Origin of the sequence: Ktedonosporobacter rubrisoli, from assembly GCF_004208415.1 — a bacterium.
In the GTDB taxonomy this organism is placed as follows: Bacteria; Chloroflexota; Ktedonobacteria; order Ktedonobacterales; family Ktedonobacteraceae; genus Ktedonosporobacter; species Ktedonosporobacter rubrisoli.
Genome location: NZ_CP035758.1, coordinates 8447322 through 8466543 on the forward strand (window position 1 = coordinate 8447322; position 19222 = coordinate 8466543).

Genomic DNA, 19222 nt, shown 5'->3' on the forward strand with positions numbered 1-19222 from the left:
ATATGACGACAAAAAATAAGACGGCAGGAACGGTTGCAACAACGACGAAATCGAATCTGGGACGCCTGATTAATCTGGTGATCGGAGACGCGCTGGTATTCCTCATATTTGCCGCGCTGGGACGGCGCAGCCATGGCGAGGCGGCTGGCTTAGATGCCTTGCTCCAAATCGCTTTAACTGCGCTCCCGTTTGCGCTTGCCTGGTTTGTGGTCGCGCCCTTCCTGAAGGTATATCGCCGCGACGTGGATACCGACCCGCTGAGGATGGTGAAACGTACTCTCCTGGCCTGGGTCTGTGCCTGGCCGGTCGCCCTGATTCTGCGTAGCGTTTTTGTGGATCATGCTATTGTGCCCTTGACATTTGCCCTGATCTCACTGCTGGCCAATGCCCTGCTCTTGCTCATCTGGCGCTGGCCATTTTCGCTTATGCAGCGTATGCGCCAAAAGGAGGGTCGCTAGAGGGTGACAAGCCTGTGGAGATGCCCCTGTCAGAATTGACATAGCTCGGTAGGTACTGTATGATCTTTGCGAGGTGAATAGGCGTACTATGTTCTATGCCTTTGGGCTTATTATGTCTGATTTGATATCTACAGCCCGTATTCGTATAGTAGAGTAAGCGTTGATACATCTTCGCTCAGTCTGAAGCTAGTTTTCTGATACAGAGCGTGCTACTCTGCAGGGGGTGTTAATGAGAAACCGTAATGTCTGGGGCGGTGCCGGCGGCGGCTTTTTTCTTGTGTTTTTAGCAATTGCTTTCATGGCGGGCAAAGGAAATTCGCATTTATTCCTACCGCTATTATTCGTAGGTATTGCCTGCGTATCCTTCCTTGGTTCGCTCAGTTCACGCAAGCCGGGAGCGATCTATGGCGGCCTGCAAGCGGCGCTCTGGATGCTGGGCCTGGCTTACTGTTTCGCCTTTGGCTTCTTTCCCGCGATTCTCGTTGTCGTCGGCCTTTCGATAATTCTTGGCGCCTTTACGCGCCAGATCATGGCAGGTATCGCAGGGATGACAGGAAGCTCGTATGGGCAGCAGCCCAACTATCAGCAACCCTATGAGCGGCAGAACTCGTACCAGGAGCCGTACAGGCCTCCCCAGGGAGAGCCTTCTCCCCAGTCCTATGAGCAGGGCTATCAGGCCGCGCCCCCGCAGGCGCAGGAGACCTATCACGAGGGAGGCAAACAGTACAACTATCCCGCGCAGTATGATCAGCCACAGGCACAATATCCTCAAGAGATGCCTCCGCAGCAGCAGTAGGGAATAATAGCAGGGGTCGGAATGCGCTAGAGCTACACGGCGCATTCCGATATCATCATAGGCCCTGATGCAACTTCTCATTCAGTCTTTTCGTACATCATATAGTTACCACTTCACTTGCTAATGTTGCTGTTAGCTAGATTTCGTGGAGAACGAGGAGCCATTCATGGGAAACCAGGAGGGGATGTTTGCCGAGCAGGGGAAGCAGGCCCAAAGCGAGAGCAGGCACAATACAGACCCGAGAGAGCAGCGCTTCGCGCCTGAACCCCATCAAGGCGAAGCAGAGCATGCATATGGTGAATACGAGGAGGGCTATGAGGGCTATCGCGGGCCGTCCTCGGAAACGTATCGTGGCTATGAAAGAAATATAGATCCCGGCCAACTGCAGCAAGGCGGCGGGAAGATCCAGCCACAGCGAAAATCTCCAGGTGTGGGTTTGCGTGCTCTTGGCGTCGTTCTCCTGGTCGTCTTTATTGGAATAGGGCTTAGCTTTTTATTTGGCTGGCAGTTCTCCAAGGACAAGCCTATCGCCCTGAATGCCGTTACGTCTACCCGCAGCTTTGTGGTAAGCAATAGCCCTGTTCTGGCAGTTAAGAGCACGAATAGTGATATCATGGTCCATAGAGGCGATGTTGGCAAGATAGTCGTCAACGCCCGCACTTCCAAACCAGATAAGGGTAATTCTGTGCCCGTGAGCTATAGTCAGGATGGTAGCACGCTTACTGTTCAGGTAAATGGCGCGTCACCCTCGTTCTTTAATACCTCTACCAGGCTTGATATTACGGTGCCCGATACGACAAATGTACAGATTGAGGAAAACGGCGGGGATGTGTCCATCAACAATTTTAATGGGCAGATAAGCACTAATAGCGTGCATGGAGATATTCAGCTGGGCAATGTTGAGGGAAAGGCTGACCTGGTGACAAACGGTGGTGGCGATATCAGGGTTATACATTTCAAGGGCCAGATGAGCGCCAAAATACAGTACGGCGATATCGCGTTTAAAGACAGTACTTTGAGCGGTCAGTCGCACTTAGAGGCGGCCAGTGGCGATGTCAGTTTCGGCGGCTCTTTAAATCCCAGTGGCACTTACAGTATGAGCACTAGCTCTGGTGATATTAACGTATCGCTTCCCCAGGATGCGGCAGTGCAGATCACTCATTCGACATCTGGCGACTATCACAATAAGTTTGATAGCGACACGCTTGGAAATAGCCCGCGCGCTTCCTTGCAGCTGATCTCAAAGAGCGGTGGGGACATAACTGTAGGCAAGCAGTAATAATATACTGTACCCAGACAATTGCTCTTTGTCACCGCGCTCGTACAAGGCTACCGGAGGAATACCCTCCGGTAGCTTTTTTGTCTACATGTTAGCAAAGCAAGGCTGCCTATTCAGTGGGAGAGACAGGCAGCTTCGCCGCCACGGCCTCCAGGCGGCGCAAGTACTGGCGATCCTGCAACTGCTCAAGGATGGGGCGAGCGCGGGCAAGCTGCTTGCTATCGCCTGTGCGCTGGGCCAGCACAATGCGCGAGCGGGCCGCGAGAACAGGCAAATTGTGGCTTTCGGCCTCATCGATAGCCTTAGCGAATTGCTCCATATTCTCATCTGCCAGGGCTTGCGCGAGAGCCAGGCTTATGGTATCCAGCTCGCCAACGCCGAGAAGATTTTTTGGCCGCAATAAGGCCTTTGGGATGGGCCAGCCGCGCTCGATAAACAGGAATCTGTGCAAGATTATATCCTCACCAAAAGGGATATCTGCAGTGGGAGGGCTATCCGTCTGGAGCATGGTCAGAAACGTGGAGAGGGCAAAACCGTGTGGCAGAGAGATACGGGAGAGGATGGCCGACATTCGCTCTATGCTGGCCTGATCTTCGCGGGCCAGCGCTATCATCAACAGGGCCAGATAGCCGGAGATTGCAAAGCGCAGCAAGGTTTTATCGTGCTGAGCCTGATAATGCCAGGTCTCCAGGGCCGCTTGTAGCTTGCCGTTGTCGTTCCAGTGTCCAGAGATATAGGCAACGATAAGTGCGTCAGCGATCCCCGAGCCAAGATGAAGTAAGGATTGGCCGGGACCGATACGCGCCAGCTCCTCTTCTAGTGTAGCAATCCCAAGATCATAATGGCCGTCAAGCATACTGGCAGTGGCAACCATATGCACGGCATCGCCGCGCTCCATCGCCGTTAGCTCGGGGGCCGCAAGACGCCTCTGCGAGGCTTCGAGGACCGCCTGATACTTGCCAAGGCGTAGCGAGAGCGACGCATAGCCGTCAAGCGCCTCGCTGAAGTCGCTCCAGCTCTGTTTACGCTCGAAATACTCAGCAGCCTGTAGACCGACGTCCCGCAGTTCCTCCCAGCGCCCCGGATCAGTCTGTGGCGTATGGCTAACAAGAAAGATTTTGGCAACGCGACTATGCCAGAGCTCGTCTTCGTCGTTAGCTACCTCGGCCAGTTCCTTCATCTTCTGAGATATTGCTAACAGCTCCTCCTGGCTGTATTCGAGTGAGGAGCCACCACGGGTGAGCTGGATCAATAGCTTGCGCAAAAGGCGTGCGCCTGTCAGCGGATCGGCTTGCGTGGTCTCGCCGGTCTGGCGCCATAGCTCCAGAGCCTTAGCGTAAGCATCGACAGCAACTGAGCCCCAGCCGGCACAATCGCCAAGGAACTCTAATAGCTCGATCTGCGCAGGCGCGGAGGCGATGTCAACGGCGCCCTTAAGATAGTTCTGTGCCTCGGCAAAAGCTCCAGCGTTGCTGGCCAGTCTCCCGGCCCGTTTTAGGGCGCTAAGGATGGTCTCCTCGGGAACTGGTAGTTTCAGGGCAATGGCCGATTGGCGTGAGAGCTTGACCGCCTCAAGATAGTGATAGGCGATGGATTCCGCCTGTAGATTGGCAGGTTGATCCGTCTGGCTTTCTAGCCACGTTGCAATGCAGGCATGCAGGCGAATGCGCTCGGCGCGCGAGAGCGTGCTATAAATCACATCGCGAATCGTCACATGCGAGAAGGCAAAGGCTGCACCCTCATCGAGCACAAGCAGCCCGCGTAAGAGCAGTTCATCAAGGGCCGCCTCGATTTCGGGCTGACTGTACTCGGCCTGCACGGCCTGCAGCATTTCGGCGCGAAAGGTCCGGGTCGCCACTGAAGCTGTTTGCAGGATGCGGCGTTCGCGAGTGGCTAAGAGGTCGCAGCGGGCCAGGATCGCGGCATGAATGGTATCGGGCAGCGTAATTGCGCTTATGTCAGCCGGAGTGTGTTCCGACAGGCCACGGATAAGCTCAAGGGCGAAGAAAGGATTGCCGGCCGAGCGCGTAATAATTTGCGCGCAAGCGGCCTCCGCAGCATCGGGCAGCAGATGCCTGGCTAGTTCGCCTATATGGGCATCGGGCAGCGGTGGCAGGGCCAGCGAGAGAAAGTTCGGGCGCCCGCCTCCCCATTGTGGGCGACGGTCAAAGAGCTCGGCCCGTGTGGTAGTAATCAGTAAAACCGGAGCCTGGATGCGCATATCGATGGTGCGCTCGATAAAATCAAGCTGGCTATCGGTAGCCCAGTGAAGATCTTCGATGACGATAATATGCGGAACATGCTGAGCCAGGGACTCAATGAGGAGGCGCCAGGCAATGAATGAGCCTTCCTGATCAACCTTGCCAGCATTTTCCAGACCCAGCGAGGCCAGGATGGTATCCGTCAGCTGGATGGCATCCCTCTCCCGATGGCTGTTATCTCTAAAGGCCTGGATGAGCTGAGCACGCTTCGTCTCCTCCCCGAGCAAGCCATTGAGCAGGGCGCGACTGCTGCCCATGGTCTGGCCAAAGGGCTGATTATGCTGTATCGTCACGTGGCATTGTGTGGTGGGAGAGAGCCGTTTGAGGAACTCCTCGATCAGCCGGGTCTTTCCCAATCCGGCAGGCGCCAGCAGGCAAACTATCTGCGGACGGCGTTCTTCCTGCACGCGCCTCCAGAGGAGATCAAGCTGTTGCAAATCGTATGTGCGGCCCATGAAGGGCGGGCTTTCATCCAGCGGCGTCAGGCGTCGGCTGGCTAGAGGAAAGATACGTAATGGCTGGCGTTTCCCTTTTACCTCAATCTGGCGCGCTTCCTTAAACAGAAAATTTCTGCGTGTGGCTCCCCTTGTGCGCTCGCTGGCAACGATCTCGCCCGGAGCTGCGTGCTGCTGCAAGCGGGCAGCAGTATTTACGGCGTCTCCGGTAACCAGAAAGTCGCCGCGTGAGACATCGCTTGTCGCGATCACCTCACCTGTGTTGACCCCGATACGCAACTGAAAGTCCTCGCCCAGCACATTATCTTGCTCGACAGCCTGGCACAGCGCCAGGGCCGCGGCCAGCGCTCGCTCGGCATCATCTTCATGGGCGTATGGCAGGCCGAAAACTGCCATCACGGCGTCCCCAATGAACTTTTCTAGCGTGCCTCCATGGCTGGATATAACCTCGCGAGCGTGGTCATAATAGCGGCTCATTAAAGCGCGTACGTCCTCGGGATCAAGCGTTTCGCCAAGGGCTGTTGAACCGGTCACATCGGCAAAGAAAATAGTAACGAGTTTTCTCTCTTCTTGCATTCTGATCTTCCCCGAGTAGCAAACTCATACGTCATCTGTCGCGTATGTGCTTGTGGCATAAATAGCTGAAGCGCTTTCATTATAACAAAAAGAGGAGCAGAATAGAATATAGATTATCGATCGGAGAAAAGCAGAGAACTAAGGGGAAAGGTGCATATGCCGTTTCCCAATCATTCCCCCGATGGTTCCCCCTGCTACGGCAAAGATAATACCAACCAGATTGATGAGCGTGATATAAGAGATGACGGCGAGCACGAGAACGTTGAGCGGGAGTAATAGCGATTCGGTAGGTAGATCTCCGCTGGTCCAGATATGCAGGCCGGTGATTATGGCCAGAAGCAGCGTACTGGAAACGCCAATAGCCAGGCCTATCCGACTTCCCATCGTAATGCGCTGCGTGTGTAGTGAGGCCTGTAGGCCAGGCAAGACGGGAGCCAGCAAGTAGAGGACAAAAGAGAGAATCACCCATTTGGAGGAAAATAGATTGTTGTCGTTTAGAAAGATAAGAGCGTACTGAATAATACTCAGTGGGATACCAAATAGTCCAGCCCAGAGCCAGGATTTATTCTTTGAAGCTCCCGCTTTATCCTGGTTTTCCATATATCTTAATAGCATGTATCTCTTACCCATCTATTTGCCTCGCTTAATTAATTGGAGCCGTTAGCATGATAATAGTGTGAATTTATTATCATTGTAGCAGAAAACAGGCAAAATAGATAGTGGTAATTGCTGTTGAAAACGCATATAGTAGTGCAAAACAGTAGAAAAGCCTCTAAACATGAGCTCTATTGCGCGGTGTAGGAAATAAAAATGCATCTTATACAGCTAAAATGATAAGAAAATATCCATAATGGTACGTATGGGTAGGTACAAATAGCTAATATGGTGAGGTATGACGAGCAGGGGATATGATAGTACTATAGAGCGGTTAATGGTAGAGTATAGTCTGCGAAAAGGAAAAAACATGAGTATCGTTTCGGCAAAGCAAGTCAGATTGAAGACGGGAAAAACTATCGATATTCGTTCTGCACAGACTGAGGATGCCAGGCAGGTGCTTATGCTCGCACATTCTGTAATGGCGGAGAGCGCGTTTCTGCTCACGACCCCTGAGGAGTTTCGCTACACGATTGAGGATGAGAAGCTCTGGATTCAAAATGTCTGTGCTTCGCTGGCTGATGTGATCATTCTTGCCGAGAATGATCATCAACTGATTGGGATGCTCAATTTTATGCATGGCGTACGCAAGCGTATAGCTCATCAAGGGGAACTGGGCATGAGCGTTGCCGCGCAATGGCGTGGGCAAGGAGTAGGTAAGGCCTTGCTTCAAAGCTTAATTGAATGGGGAGAGGCGCACCCTCTCATCGAGAAGCTCTGTTTGCAGGTCTTCGCCAGCAACACGCGAGCTATCGCGCTTTATACCTCGTTAGGCTTTGAGCAAGAAGGCAGGCTTAAACGCCAGATAAAATTGTTGGATGGCACATATGTCGATCTCCTGGCGATGGCCAGATTTGTCAAATGAGCTATCTTTCAGCTTGTACTCGATTTAGCTTTATCTTCTCCTGTCCTGGACCAAAAACACGCCCTGAAAGAATCTCATTCTAGCCCCGCTCGCTCAAAGAAGCGGAGCAAAGACAAAATTGGAAAAGACTGCCGAACCGGAACCTCCCTTATCCTGTGAGGAAAAGAGTGTAACATACCCATAAGGATTGTTGGAATCGCTGGTGGAAGCGACCTGCTTTCCATTCAAAATAAGGCTCTGCTGTTTGTCTTTGGCTGTAACGGTCATCGTATATTTATCGCTGTGAGGAATCGTGCCTGAGCTCAGAGTAGAAATTTTGCTTGGGCTATCATAGCGATCTACTTCCCAATGATCCGGCTGATGCGTGTCGCTCGGGCGGCAGATGAAAAAGCGGTAACCAGAGTTATCGCCTCTGAATATATGAGCTCCAAGGCCTGCGCAGCCATCACTGCCGAGCTGGCTGGTATCGATTTGAACGGAAACGCTGTAATCGTTAGGCATGTTATCGTCATACAGATGGAAGAACTCTTCATAGAGGAACCCTGAGCTGTTATTGATCATAAAGAGTTGCCCGTTATCCTGGCATCTCAGGCTAAGATTATTTCCTGCACTAAGAACGCGAGGTGGGTCCCACATGGCTCCTCCTTTATCACAATCGAAGCCGGGGACACGCGCCTCGTATGGCATCTGGGCTTTGTCGATGGCTTGAGCGATATTTGGAGGTGTAATTTGCGCGGTGAGTGGTGCCAGGCTGCTCTTGTCGGGCAATGGAACGTAGCTGAAATGCGAGAAAAGCGCGGAGACCGGCTGTTGATCACTTCCGTTGGACATCCAGAAGCCTACGGCAAAGTTGTTGGCGAAGGTAGGGTCCGTGGCTGTCGTGACCGGGCGACCATTGACGCTAAAGCGCATAAGAGCGCCTTCTACCTCGGCGGTGAGCGTGAAGGCTTTGAGGGACTCAGGGAGGTAGCCCCCGGCTAGATGGTACTCGAAATTCTCTTTGTCGTTCCCATAGCGCTCTACTATCCAGCTCCCCATAGCAGAGACAGCGAAAACATCATAGCCATAAGCTGGGTATTGAGTATGCACGATAAGGCCGGCCCAGGCATAATCCTGGGGAGAGCTAATGCGTGCGTCAACTTGCACGCGGTAATTTTTGGGAAACTTTGTGCTCTTGTCAGCATTGGGACCGAGAAAGTAAACCTTGCTGGGCTCATAATAGTCGCCGCTGCGCGTTAGCTGCGTACCATCCATCTGGCAGGAGAGCGTGGTGTATTTATCCTGCACAATATTTTTTTTGTCCTGCGTGTAGTATTGCTTCGCAACGTCCCATTGGCCGGACCCGTGATCGCATTGTGGCCCTGGTGCGTTCGTTGTATAACCGGGATGGGGAATCTGGGCAGGTGCAGTCGGAGACTCGTTGCAGGCCGGGAGAAACAGGCTCAGCACGAAGGTCAGAGCAATAAGGCTGGCTAATTGCACAGGGCTGCAGTGTTGTATAGATTTCATCAGCAAATCCTCATTTATTGATAAAAGAGCGGGAGCCAGGGACGGCAGGCTAGCTGCCTGCGCATAGCCTCGCAGCCCGTACTCGACTTCGCCTGAGCTTTATCTTCTCCTGTCCTGGGCCAAAGACACGCCTTGAAAGAGATTCTTCCTGGCTGTGCTCGCTCAAAGAAGCGGGGCAAAGACAAAATTGGAAAAGATCACAGAACCGGAACTTCCCTTACCTTGATTCAAAAAGAGTTCAACATAGCCGGAAGGGTCGTTAGGATCGTTTGTAGAGGCTACCTGCTTTCCATTTAAACTATAGGTTTCCTGATTTCCCTTGAGCAGGATATTCATAGTGATTACGTCACTATGAGGAAACGTGCCTGTAGCCAGTTGTGAATTTTTCGTTGGAGCATCGTAGCGGACAACCTTCCAATTGTCCGGCTGAGTGGCATCGCTTGCTCGGCAGATGGAAAAGAGGTAACCTGTGCTGCCGTTTCTGTAAACATGAGCTCCCAGGCCCGCACAGCCATTGCCGCCTAGCTGGCTTGTATCGAGCTGAACGGAAACGCTGTAATCGTTAGGCAGATTGCCGTCGAACCCATAGAAGTATTCTTCATCAAAGAAACCACTGCTATTATTATCCATAAAGAGTTGCCCGTTATCCTGGCATCTCAGGCTAAGGTTATTTTCTGCACTAAGAACGCGAGGTGGGTCCCACTCGGCTCCTCCTTTGTCACAATCGAAGCCGGGAGCGCGCGCCTCGTATGGTATTTGCCAGTGCTGGATAGATTGAGCGATATTCGGAGGTGTAATTTGCGCGGTGAGTGGTGCCAGGCTGCTCTTGTCGGGCAAAGGAACGTAGCTGAAATGCGAGAAATGCACGGAGATCGGCTGCTGATCACTCCCATTGTACATCCAGAAGCCCATGGCAAAGTTGTTGGCGAAGGTAGGGTCCGTGACTGTCGTGACCGGGCGACCATTGACACTAAAGCGCATAAGAGCACCTTCTACTTGGGCAGTGAGCGTGAAGGCTTTGAGGGGTTGAGAAAGGAAGCCTCCAGCTAAACCTTGTTCGAAATTCTCTGCGGCGCTTCCATAGCGCTCTACGGACCATTCTCCTATAGCAGAGACAGCGAAAACATCGTAGCCGTAGGATGGATATTGGGCGTGCACGATAAGGCCAGCCCAGGCATAATCCTGGGGCGAGGTGATGCGCGCATCGACTTGCAGGCGGTAATTATTGGGAAACTTTGTGCTTTTGTCAGCATTGGGACCGAGAAAGTAAACCTTGCTGGGCTCGAAATAGTCGCCGCTGCGCATTATCTGCAGGCCATCTTTCTGGCAGGAGAGCGTTGTGTATTTGTCCTGCACAACATTTTTTTTGTCCTGCGTATAGTATTGCTTAGCAACATCCCACTGGCCGGACCCGTGATCGCATTGTGGCCCTGGTGAGCTGGCTGTGTAACCGGGATGAGGAACCTGGGCAGGCGTAGCCGGGGCCTCGTCGCAGGCCGGGAAGAACAGGCTCAACACGAAGGTCAGTGTGAGAAGGCCAGCTAAGTGCACAGGGCTATAGCGTTGTGTAGGTTTCATCAGCAAATCCTCATTTATTGGAAGCAGAGTTTTTATGCAGTTAGTAATGTGATATATGCTTTGAGCCGAATAGTAAGAGTCTGAATAGATAAGCTTATAAATACCCTCAATGTCCTATTCTAATCAGTATGAGAGCTTTATACAAGTGCTTTTGGATATGAAAATTTAAGCGTGCTAAGCTAGCGAGTATAGTTTTTCGCAGCAAGGAGCTCCTCTTTTGAAGCAAGCTCCTTGCCATGGAAGAAAGGTTTATGTTGGATGTCCTCTGCTACTTTAGCCCCGTAAGTCGGGCTTAGCAGGAAGAGAGCCGCATGCCTGGAAAAGCATACACAAGTAGCAGTGCTGGTCTCGTTTCTTTCAAGCCCCGTTCCAGCAGGACGCAATCTTCTTGTGAAAAGATTTAGTCCTTTATCTGGATCGCTTTGCTCTCTTTCGCTATTGTAGCATATCAGGAGAATAATATGCAAGGTATATTTTATCTTGTATAACGTGCAAAAAATTTAACGTCATCCTCTTAACCTCCTGATGAGAAGAAGTTGGGCTCATAAACGTTTGCTTACTTGAACTCATTCTAGCGGGCCATGATGAAGGTATGAGCCTGATAAGTATCTCTGAAGCTCCTGTTATTGAAGGCAAAAAGCTGGTATCTCTTAAGAGAGTCCGGTGGGGAAGAAAAGAGCCGGAGGGCTACAAGAGTGCAGGACAGCTTAACTAAGTTTGATCAGGAGACCCCTTGCGCTAGCTGTAATAGATAGAATTTGAACAGAAAGTTGGCAAACAGCCTGCTATATAGCAGCCTTTTCTATGTTAGAGCGATAGCAAGTGCTTAACGAGATCCTGGGGGGCAGAATAAAAGGGTGCGTGTCCCGTATTAAGAGATAGGATTTTATGACAGGGGACAGTGGTATAGAAGCGCTTCTGCGAAGAAAGTGGCAACATCTGGTCACGTAGTGTCTGAATATAAATGCGCGGCATGCTGCCAAAGTTGGCCACGGTGATATGGATAGGCGTGAGCATAGGGGCAAAGGGTTCGGGCGTAATATGTCTGCGGGCATCTTCGATGTCTGAGGGGCAGCAATCGTTGTAGAGCATGTCGATAAGTTTGTCTTCGGGCAAAGTAAGGAATGTGCCCGTCGCGTCCATAACTCCTGGAGGTGGCACATGTGGGTCGCGAGCAACGGATTCGAGAAAGCTGTGGCCATTTGGTAAGAGAAAGGCCGAGAGATAAACCAGCGTTTTGATTTTTTGCGGACACGCTTCAGCAACCTCTGAAAGGACCAGGCCGGCCATTCCATGCCCAACCAGAATCACAGGCCCGCTTTGAGCTTCTACTACCTGGCACGCGCGCCTGATATATGATTCGAGCGTGACATCGAGCAGTGAAGTTTTATCTTGCCCATGTCCGGGGAGATCGAAGGCGACAGCTTTATGACCCGCCTGGCTGAGCAAGGGAACAACTTTATGCCAGCACCAACCCCCGTGCCATTCGCCATGGACGAACACGTAAGTATTCATGAACTACTCCTTATATATACTTTGCGAACAATACCTATGTTCTATTTCAAATATGATAACAAATTTTCTAATGTTTTTTGTTAGATTTGCATTAAGATTGGTCTCTTTGCCTTCAGTGCATGAAAAAGAAAAGGCGAGGGAACGCAGTAAAGGTGAGGAATGAGAAAATGAGCAAGCACTGGGGAATTGCCTAAAATAGGTTATCTAACGTAGCTTCCAGGCAAAGAAATGGGCAGAAGCAGCCTGCGCGAGAGCAAGCCACTTCTGCCTGTTATAGAGAATTATCTATCCTAAAATAGCCTCTAAATGTTTGTAAAACTTAGTCCCATACCCAGGAGAGAGTCTGAGCTTCCGACTGGCCTCTGGCAATCAATGTTCCGCTGGGATGTCCTGTAGTAGATACATTTGCTCTAGAGAGATCGTTATACTGGTTTGCCGTAAATGGACCCGCTGTATTGGTAGCAGAAGATAGTGCTGTCAGGCCTAGCAAGAAGGCGGCGGATAGACAGATAAGCAATGCACATAATACGAAAAATCGAGAAAAGATTTTCATTTTGACCCCTTTCTTATTGCTCTTCATGAGCAAAGCACCATACATTATTATTTTCTGCTTGCTCTTAAGAGGGAGAAAGCTTCTCGGAAGAAGCTCTTCTCACAAAGCGAGATCTGCCTCTGAAAAGTAAGCCCTGCTCATGGATCTACGAACACAGAGTGGTACGATGAAAATGCTTCTTGATAGAGAGGGACACCGCCAATGTCGTGAAAAAAAATCCTGACGGCGACGGCTACGCAGAAAAATCCTGATAGCGCCCGGTAAGACTTTTCCGGAGTAGAACCACCACTACTCCGTTGAGCATCTTGTTCGGCCCGCTTAAGGTCTCCATGACGACCCTGTTCTGCCGAAACTAAGGTGTACCACCTATCTATGCAATTACCCCCCTTTACATAATAAGGTCTCGCGCTGCAGATAGCTACTGTTTGTTACTCAAAATAGGTAAAATAGGATATGCTTTTGCCCATTTGAGTCCCTCTAAAATGGTAACATACCAATAGATGTATTGCAATATGTCTGGGATAGTATAGGTGAAATAGGCTTTAATTGTAGCTGTCATTTAAACAGTAGCATATTATAGAATAAGCGAGTTGTGTTGGAAGAGACAGAAATGGCAGCTACTCCAACAAGAACTGGCCCTGGCCTTTGGGATGGCGCTCGCGTAAGGTGCCGCTGGGAGCGTAGTCCATAACGAGGTAGAGCGTATTGTCTGCCGAGCCGAGGTCAAAGACTCGTATGATATTTGGATGGACCAGGTGTGCAATTGTGCAGGCTTCCTGTTCAAACTTGGTAAGATCTTCGCTTAAGAGGTGCCTGGAGAGTACTTTGATGGTGGCTCGTGTGCCGAGATGAATATGCTTACCAAGATAGGCTTCGGCGAAGCATCCCCGACTAAGTTGACTCATTAAGCGATAATACCGAACTGCTGCTCGGCGTGATCTGACATGGCGATCTCCTCCTGATTCCACACATCCTGCATCCCCGTACGTGCGGCCTGTCCCACGCCGCGCGTAGCGTTTTCGCGATCTTGATCGTGTGACTGCTTAACTGATTATGTATTATACAGCCGGAAGAGCTTGAAGTACAGTAGCTTAGAAACGTTAGGGGGAGCTCTTGCGAAGGCAAAAAAAGTTGCTGGTGGGGCATAGCTATATTTCGGGCCAACGTGAAATATTCTGGCTATATACTGGGGATGATTAAATTGTTAACACTGTAAAAGGGTTAAAGGAAAGTATGAAATCGAGCTCTGAAATGGTAGCTGACAAACAAGCTAAGCGAGGTGGAACGCTGGCACTGATTGCGCTCTGCCTTGGCTACTTTATGGTTATTCTGGATTCGACGATTGTGAATGTCGTAGCGCCCGTCCTCGAAACGCAACTCAACACGACACATATAGCCGTCCAATGGGTGATCGATAGCTACCTGTTGGTCTTTGCCAGCCTCTTGCTCACGGTCGGGGCGCTGGGCGATCGTCTGGGCAATAAAGGCATCTTCTTGCTAGGGCTCATCGTGTTTACCGTGGCTTCGGCCCTCTGTGGCCTTGCCGCTTCTGTGGAGATATTGATAGCAGCGCGTGTGTTTCAGGGAATTGGGGCCGCGCTGCTTGTTCCTCCCTCCCTGGCCTTGCTCAACCACACCTTTGAGACGCCACAGGAGCGCGTACGCGCTATCGGGGTCTGGGGCGGCGTGGCTGGAATTGCCGCCGCGACAGGGCCGGTTGTGGGAGGCCTGCTGATCAACTGGCTGGGCTGGCGAAGCACCTTCCTGGTTAATGTGCCGGTTGGCTTGCTGGGTTTTCTGCTGACCGCGCGCTTTGTCGGAACATCGCCACGTTTAGCGCAGAGAGGCTTTGATATTCCGGCCCAGCTGGCAGGAATCGTGGCGCTGGGAACCCTTACCTTTGCCTTTAATGAGGGCAGTCATCTGGGTTGGCAGGCCTGGCCGATCTGGTCAAGCTTGCTAGTTTGTGGGCTGGCGATCGTTGCCTTTTTGCTCATCGAGCGGCGGGCAAGCAGCCCGATGCTCCCGCTGGGCCTCTTCTCTTCGGCCTCGTTCTCGGCTGCCAATATTGTTGGCGTCCTGCTCAATTTTGGCTTTTATGGTCAGCTCTTTATTATCAACCTCTTCTTTCAGCAGATCAAGGGCTATTCTCCACTGCTGACCGGCCTGGCGCTTCTGCCAGAGTCAGGGTTAGTCTGGTTTGCCTCATGGCTCTCGGGACGAGTCTCAGCGCGAGTGGGTCCGCGCGTACCAATGGTGATCGGATCGCTGATAGGGGCTGCAGGTTTTATGGTTATGTGCATAGTAGATCGCAATACGCCCTTTCTCATCACCTGTATCGCGCTGATGGGGATTGGCTTTGGGATGTCCTTTAATATGCCGGCTATGACGACAACTTGTATCGAATCGGCTCCGCGCGAGCGCTCATCGATTGCCTCGGCGGTCCTCAATGCCGGGCGCCAGGCTGGTAGCGCGCTGGGTGTAGCGCTGCTGGGCTCGCTGGTTGGTAGCATTAGCGCTTTCATTCCGGGGATGCGTGTAGCGATGATTATTGCCGGGCTGGTTTTCCTGATCGCCGCTGGGCTTTCGTTCTTTGCTGTGCGTAAAATCGAGCCTGCGAGGTCTTTTGTTGTGCAGGTAGACAAACATCCTGTTGAGCTAAAGTCATAATGTAGCCTTCGGTCGGAGGGGCCTGTCTGGCCTATCCGGCCGCTGGTGATGGCGGAAAAGCTATGTTTTTAGACATCCTTCTCCTGCTTTGCTGCTTGTAACCTTATATCATCAATCCTGTCTTTGTAAGTCTCTCCCCAATTTCTCATAGACAGAATTATCGGCTTCAATGTGGCGCCAAATTCGGTCAGCGAATATTCCACTTTCGGTGGAACCTGTTTGTAAACTTCGCGGTGTACGATACAGTCCCGTTCAAGCTCGCGGAGCTGCAAGGTAAGCATGAATTGTGTCAGTTCTGGATAAAGGCGCCGAAATTCATTGAATCTCTTTGGTCCATCTATAAGATGGTAAAGAATGATACTTTTCCATTTTCCCCCGATGACAGCCAAAGTTGTTTTGACCGGACACCCTTCCGTGGTCAGATCCACATCGTACTTGTTCCTTCGATTTCCCAAAGCTTTGTCCCCAATAGTTTGATTTTTAAGACTATGTAATAAAATTCTGCGTACTTTGCAGATCGCAATATACACAATAATATAGCATCATACTACATTTTTCAAAGTGCTGTAAGCAAAAAACAGATAGAGAGTGAAATCATGAAGAAGAATGTGCTGATCGTTTATGCGCACCCCGAACCCACGTCGTTGACCCGCCAGCTCGTTGAGGTGGCTGTGCAGACTCTTCAGGAGCAAGGGCACAGAGTTATGTCGTCCGACCTCTACGGCATGGGCTGGAAGGCAGTGTTCGATGAGCGCGACTTCCCATGCCGTGCCAATCTCGACCGACTGGCGCTTATAACAGAATCGGGGCATGCCTACTCGACTGGCCAGCAAACAGCAGACGTGGTAGCCGAGCAACAGAAGCTGCATGATGCCGACGCCTTGATACTGCAGTTTCCACTCTGGTGGTTTAGCATGCCAGCCATCCTCAAGGGTTGGGTGGAGCGGGTGTTCGCCTTTGGCCTCGCTTATGGCTACAAGGGCGAAGGTAATCGCTATCGCTACGGCGAGGGCGGCTTCGCGGGCAAGAGGGCAATTCTGGCAGTTACCGTTGGGGGACCGGAGAAAGACTATTCGCCGCGAGGCATTGACGGACCGCTAGAGCAACTGCTGTTCCATGTCACTCACGGCATGCTCTTCTTCTCAGGCATGGATGTGCTGCCTACTCATGCGACCTATGGAGCTGATCGCGCGACTGCGGCAGACGTAGACGCGGCGAAGATAGCCTGGCGCTTACGTGTCGAGCAGCTCTTCGAGGAGGCACCTATCCCCTTCCGAAGTCAAAACGGTGGGGACTATCCAGACCGACACATCCTTGCAAGCGATATCGCCGTTGGGCAGAGCGGATTGATGGCCCACATTGGAGAAAAGCGCGGCGCCCGGCGTGACAAGAGCTTGATATGAGGAAAAATGAGCATGACCCACTTAGGGCCATGCTTCATTCCTTTGGCGTATTCTTTGGAGCTGGTCACTGCGTGTTCTTTGAGACGGGCACTCCATCACACATCTTATCTTTTACGAAGATCAAAGATATAGCTCACCTGTCGAGGGCGTAAGAATGAGCTCGGGAAGCTATCCTATCGCTTAGCGTTGTTTTCGTTTCGTTCCTACTCAAGGGCCTGGTAGCAGCTTTTTGGCCGATACATGCGTGTGAGAAGTGTAGAATCTTGTATGTCCAGGCCGTTTCAACTCAAGGCAAAGGAAGAATGTATGTCACAGGATCAAAAAGATGCCGCGGGACAGGCTCTCATAAATGGTGCCCTGGCCGGCTTTGTCGCCACTATTCCAATGACTATTTTTATGCTGACCACGCAACGCTTTCTGCCCCACGGCCAGCGCTATGAGCTGCCGCCCGAGATTATTACCAAAGACCTGGCGCGGCGCGCTGATGTGGAGCAACATATGGATAAGGGACAGATCTTAGGCGCGACCACGCTTTCGCATTTTGGCTATGGCGCAGCAATGGGCGCACTCTATGGCCTGTTGACGAAGCGTGCGTCCTCTCCTCTCGTGGGAACGCTGCGCGGCGTGCTCTTTGGCCTCGGCGTCTGGGTTGCCAGTTACCTCGGCCTGCTCCCACTGCTGCGAATGGCGGCCTCAGGTCATCGTGAGCCCGGACAGCGCAATCTCATGATGATTGTGGCTCATATTGTGTGGGGGGCTACGCTGGGCCTGGCTACTGATGGCTTGCTGCAACGAGAGGAAAGCCACATCCAGGGCTAATGGCATCATTGGCGCAAGCTATATCGGGTGCCTACCCGCAAAGGTAGGCGCCTGGCACAAAAATTAACTGGTATTATCTGCAGTATAGGCTTGCTGTGCGGCGTCCTCGATCTGCTGCAAGACAGTATCGAGCTGCTTTTGATCCTCGATAAAGGCGAGCATGCCCTTCCAGAAAGCTTGCTGAACGAGGGGAGGCATCAGATCGCCGGCTCCAAACTTGATTGTATCGGCCTCGACCAGCATGCTAGCTGAGGCGCGAGCTACCGCGTTGGGATAGGCCTTGAGATCTAAGGACTTGTTAAGCGAGGTAAAGCCTCCACGCTTGACCCAGATCGTCTGAGCCTGGGCCGTCGCCAGATATTTGATGAGCTCACGGACCGCTTGCGTATCTTTCATCGCTATGACCATATCCACACCGACAGTGATCGCGCCCTGATAGTGCGGGTTGAGCGTGGGAAAAGGGAAAAAGTCAAAATCGACCCCAGCTTTGGCACCGGGAAACTGGCTGGTGATAAAGCCGGCAGTAAAGTCGCCAAGATAATACATGTAGGCCTGCGGCGGTGTAGAGAACGGGGCAAAGCAGGCCTCCCGATAATCGGTGTTCAAGATAGTTTGGGGCGCGCCAGCGATATAATGCTTTCCGCCAACAATCTGGCCAAAGAGCTCAAAGGCCTGCTTAAGGCTTTTATGTGTCCAGGGTATTTTGTGGGCCACCCACTGATCGTACATATCTGGACCAAATTGATTGAGGTAAATCTCGGCGATCCAATCGCTGGCAGGCCAACCGGTAGTCGTGGCGCTCGCAACGCCCATCGACCAGGGATATTTATTGCTGCTGGCGATGCTATCGGAAAGGGCAATAAGTTCGGGCCAGGTATGGGGGATAGTAGCATTAAGCGCCCGAAACTGCTGCGGATTATACCAGACCGTAGCCTTGTTGGCAGCCTTGAAGAGAAGCGCATAGAGACCACCCTTATAGCTGCCTAGCTCGATCCAGGCTCGTGCGTAATCCTTGCGAAACTGCTTCATATCAAGAAAGGTATCCAGGCGGATAAGATTATTCTGGCTGGCAAGCTGCTGTAATTTGCCGGGATTAGGGAGAATAGCGATATCTGGGGGACTATTGCCTTTGAGGCTGGTAGTCAGGGCAGAATCCAGATCGCGGGTTACTTCAAGGTTGACGGCAATTTTTGTTCTGCTGGTAAAGGGCTCAACCACCGCGCGGAATGAAGCTTGCTCCTCTCCGCTCCAAACGTTGAGAACATCTACCGTATGGTCAGAGGCACTTGAGGAGCCGGTGTTATCCCCACATGCCACCAGTAAAGCTGAGGCGGAGCTGAAGGTCAAGCCCAACATAAGAGCGCGCTGCAGAAATTCGCGGCGACCGAACGGATGCCTACTATAGTTCATAACCAGGCGGTCCAACTCATCCCGCTGACCGCGATCAGGTAATAGCATCATGACGCCCTCCTCCAATGCTCGTTTTTTGATCAGGTAGGTGCCACCCGCTGTTTCTAGGACTGATTACTATCCACAGTGTACAGGGAAATATTTTCTTGTCAAACATGTATTTTATTTTTTGCATCAGAGGAAATAATTTCGTCTGCTTCTCAGGAGAATTGCTGTCAGTTTTCGCTTCCTTCACCTGTCCTAAGTAATGGAGGGGATGAAGAAGACCAGAGGATAGCGCTCTCGGCTGCGACATATCCCTGTAATTATGCATGAGAAGCAAGCTCTCTGGCAATACTCTCATGAAAAGGCAAGGTTTTCCAGGACTCAGCAGCGCGGCTGGGCTCCAATTTTTCTCCTCTCTGCCAGGTGGCAAAAGCGC

The 19222-nt window shown here is 51.7% G+C and carries 16 protein-coding genes; 7 read left to right on the forward strand and 9 right to left on the reverse strand.

From position 1 onward, the window contains the following. The first annotated feature begins 2 nt into the window (after window positions 1-2). From EPA93_RS36730 to EPA93_RS36740, 3 genes are all read left to right on the forward strand, one after another. Window positions 3-458 carry a DUF3054 domain-containing protein gene (locus EPA93_RS36730; RefSeq protein WP_129892289.1) on the forward strand — a complete coding sequence of 152 codons (456 nt, stop codon included), beginning with the start codon at window positions 3-5 and terminating at the stop codon, window positions 456-458. Between the two features lie 229 nt (window positions 459-687). Beyond that, entirely contained in the window at window positions 688-1254 is a 567-nt protein-coding gene (locus EPA93_RS36735; RefSeq protein WP_129892290.1) for an MFS transporter, read from the forward strand. 166 nt (window positions 1255-1420) lie between these two features. Further along, complete coding sequence (locus tag EPA93_RS36740; RefSeq protein WP_129892291.1) at window positions 1421-2533, forward strand: DUF4097 family beta strand repeat-containing protein; 1113 nt, start codon at window positions 1421-1423, stop codon at window positions 2531-2533. Window positions 2534-2642: 109 nt separating this feature from the next. Here EPA93_RS36740 and EPA93_RS36745 read toward each other — a convergent pair whose 3' ends face one another. Both EPA93_RS36745 and EPA93_RS36750 read right to left on the reverse strand, forming a co-directional pair. Continuing rightward, window positions 2643-5825 (reverse strand): ATP-binding protein, encoded by a 3183-nt coding sequence (locus EPA93_RS36745; RefSeq protein ID WP_129892292.1) that lies wholly within the window; start codon window positions 5823-5825, stop codon window positions 2643-2645. A gap of 138 nt (window positions 5826-5963) precedes the next feature. Next, entirely contained in the window at window positions 5964-6440 is a 477-nt protein-coding gene (locus tag EPA93_RS36750) for a hypothetical protein (RefSeq protein WP_129892293.1), read from the reverse strand. 349 nt (window positions 6441-6789) lie between these two features. Here EPA93_RS36750 and EPA93_RS36755 point away from each other — a divergent pair, with 349 nt between their 5' ends. Then, window positions 6790-7344: a GNAT family N-acetyltransferase gene (locus EPA93_RS36755; protein WP_165423639.1), complete on the forward strand. Its 555-nt coding sequence runs from the start codon at window positions 6790-6792 to the stop codon at window positions 7342-7344. A 93-nt stretch (window positions 7345-7437) separates the two neighbouring features. Here EPA93_RS36755 and EPA93_RS36760 read toward each other — a convergent pair whose 3' ends face one another. The 5 genes from EPA93_RS36760 to EPA93_RS36780 form a co-directional block, all read right to left on the reverse strand. After that, window positions 7438-8853, reverse strand: a complete 1416-nt coding sequence (locus tag EPA93_RS36760) for a hypothetical protein (RefSeq protein ID WP_129892295.1) — start codon at window positions 8851-8853, stop codon at window positions 7438-7440. Window positions 8854-9015: 162 nt separating this feature from the next. Further along, window positions 9016-10431 (reverse strand): hypothetical protein, encoded by a 1416-nt coding sequence (locus tag EPA93_RS36765; protein WP_129892296.1) that lies wholly within the window; start codon window positions 10429-10431, stop codon window positions 9016-9018. A gap of 807 nt (window positions 10432-11238) precedes the next feature. Next, on the reverse strand, window positions 11239-11946 hold the full coding sequence (locus EPA93_RS36770) for an alpha/beta fold hydrolase (RefSeq protein ID WP_129892297.1): 708 nt from the start codon (window positions 11944-11946) through the stop codon (window positions 11239-11241). A gap of 319 nt (window positions 11947-12265) precedes the next feature. Further along, complete coding sequence (locus tag EPA93_RS36775; RefSeq protein WP_129892298.1) at window positions 12266-12499, reverse strand: hypothetical protein; 234 nt, start codon at window positions 12497-12499, stop codon at window positions 12266-12268. Between the two features lie 617 nt (window positions 12500-13116). Further along, window positions 13117-13467, reverse strand: coding sequence for a protein kinase domain-containing protein (locus EPA93_RS36780; RefSeq protein ID WP_129892299.1), 351 nt, complete (start codon window positions 13465-13467; stop codon window positions 13117-13119). A gap of 265 nt (window positions 13468-13732) precedes the next feature. Here EPA93_RS36780 and EPA93_RS36785 point away from each other — a divergent pair, with 265 nt between their 5' ends. Beyond that, entirely contained in the window at window positions 13733-15169 is a 1437-nt protein-coding gene (locus EPA93_RS36785; RefSeq protein ID WP_129892300.1) for an MFS transporter, read from the forward strand. A 68-nt stretch (window positions 15170-15237) separates the two neighbouring features. Here the strand turns inward: EPA93_RS36785 and EPA93_RS36790 are convergent, their stop codons facing one another. Beyond that, complete coding sequence (locus tag EPA93_RS36790; protein WP_129894758.1) at window positions 15238-15624, reverse strand: winged helix-turn-helix transcriptional regulator; 387 nt, start codon at window positions 15622-15624, stop codon at window positions 15238-15240. Window positions 15625-15765: 141 nt separating this feature from the next. Here EPA93_RS36790 and EPA93_RS36795 point away from each other — a divergent pair, with 141 nt between their 5' ends. Both EPA93_RS36795 and EPA93_RS36800 read left to right on the forward strand, forming a co-directional pair. After that, the gene (locus tag EPA93_RS36795) at window positions 15766-16572 is read left to right on the forward strand and encodes an NAD(P)H-dependent oxidoreductase (protein WP_129892301.1); all 807 of its coding nucleotides are present in this window, start codon (window positions 15766-15768) and stop codon (window positions 16570-16572) included. A gap of 306 nt (window positions 16573-16878) precedes the next feature. Continuing rightward, window positions 16879-17391 carry a DUF1440 domain-containing protein gene (locus EPA93_RS36800; protein WP_165423640.1) on the forward strand — a complete coding sequence of 171 codons (513 nt, stop codon included), beginning with the start codon at window positions 16879-16881 and terminating at the stop codon, window positions 17389-17391. Between the two features lie 63 nt (window positions 17392-17454). Here the strand turns inward: EPA93_RS36800 and EPA93_RS36805 are convergent, their stop codons facing one another. Beyond that, the gene (locus tag EPA93_RS36805) at window positions 17455-18852 is read right to left on the reverse strand and encodes an ABC transporter substrate-binding protein (protein WP_129892303.1); all 1398 of its coding nucleotides are present in this window, start codon (window positions 18850-18852) and stop codon (window positions 17455-17457) included. Window positions 18853-19222: the final 370 nt, after the last annotated feature.

Coding starts and splice junctions, on each gene's coding strand:
- EPA93_RS36730 (WP_129892289.1), top strand. CDS start 3: ATGACGACAAAAAATAAGACGGCAGGAACGGTTGCAACAACGACGAAA.
- EPA93_RS36735 (WP_129892290.1), top strand. CDS start 688: ATGAGAAACCGTAATGTCTGGGGCGGTGCCGGCGGCGGCTTTTTTCTT.
- EPA93_RS36740 (WP_129892291.1), top strand. CDS start 1,421: ATGGGAAACCAGGAGGGGATGTTTGCCGAGCAGGGGAAGCAGGCCCAA.
- EPA93_RS36745 (WP_129892292.1), bottom strand. CDS start 5,825: ATGCAAGAAGAGAGAAAACTCGTTACTATTTTCTTTGCCGATGTGACC.
- EPA93_RS36750 (WP_129892293.1), bottom strand. CDS start 6,440: ATGCTATTAAGATATATGGAAAACCAGGATAAAGCGGGAGCTTCAAAG.
- EPA93_RS36755 (WP_165423639.1), top strand. CDS start 6,790: ATGAGTATCGTTTCGGCAAAGCAAGTCAGATTGAAGACGGGAAAAACT.
- EPA93_RS36760 (WP_129892295.1), bottom strand. CDS start 8,853: ATGAAATCTATACAACACTGCAGCCCTGTGCAATTAGCCAGCCTTATT.
- EPA93_RS36765 (WP_129892296.1), bottom strand. CDS start 10,431: ATGAAACCTACACAACGCTATAGCCCTGTGCACTTAGCTGGCCTTCTC.
- EPA93_RS36770 (WP_129892297.1), bottom strand. CDS start 11,946: ATGAATACTTACGTGTTCGTCCATGGCGAATGGCACGGGGGTTGGTGC.
- EPA93_RS36775 (WP_129892298.1), bottom strand. CDS start 12,499: ATGAAAATCTTTTCTCGATTTTTCGTATTATGTGCATTGCTTATCTGT.
- EPA93_RS36785 (WP_129892300.1), top strand. CDS start 13,733: ATGAAATCGAGCTCTGAAATGGTAGCTGACAAACAAGCTAAGCGAGGT.
- EPA93_RS36795 (WP_129892301.1), top strand. CDS start 15,766: ATGAAGAAGAATGTGCTGATCGTTTATGCGCACCCCGAACCCACGTCG.
- EPA93_RS36800 (WP_165423640.1), top strand. CDS start 16,879: ATGTCACAGGATCAAAAAGATGCCGCGGGACAGGCTCTCATAAATGGT.
- EPA93_RS36805 (WP_129892303.1), bottom strand. CDS start 18,852: ATGATGCTATTACCTGATCGCGGTCAGCGGGATGAGTTGGACCGCCTG.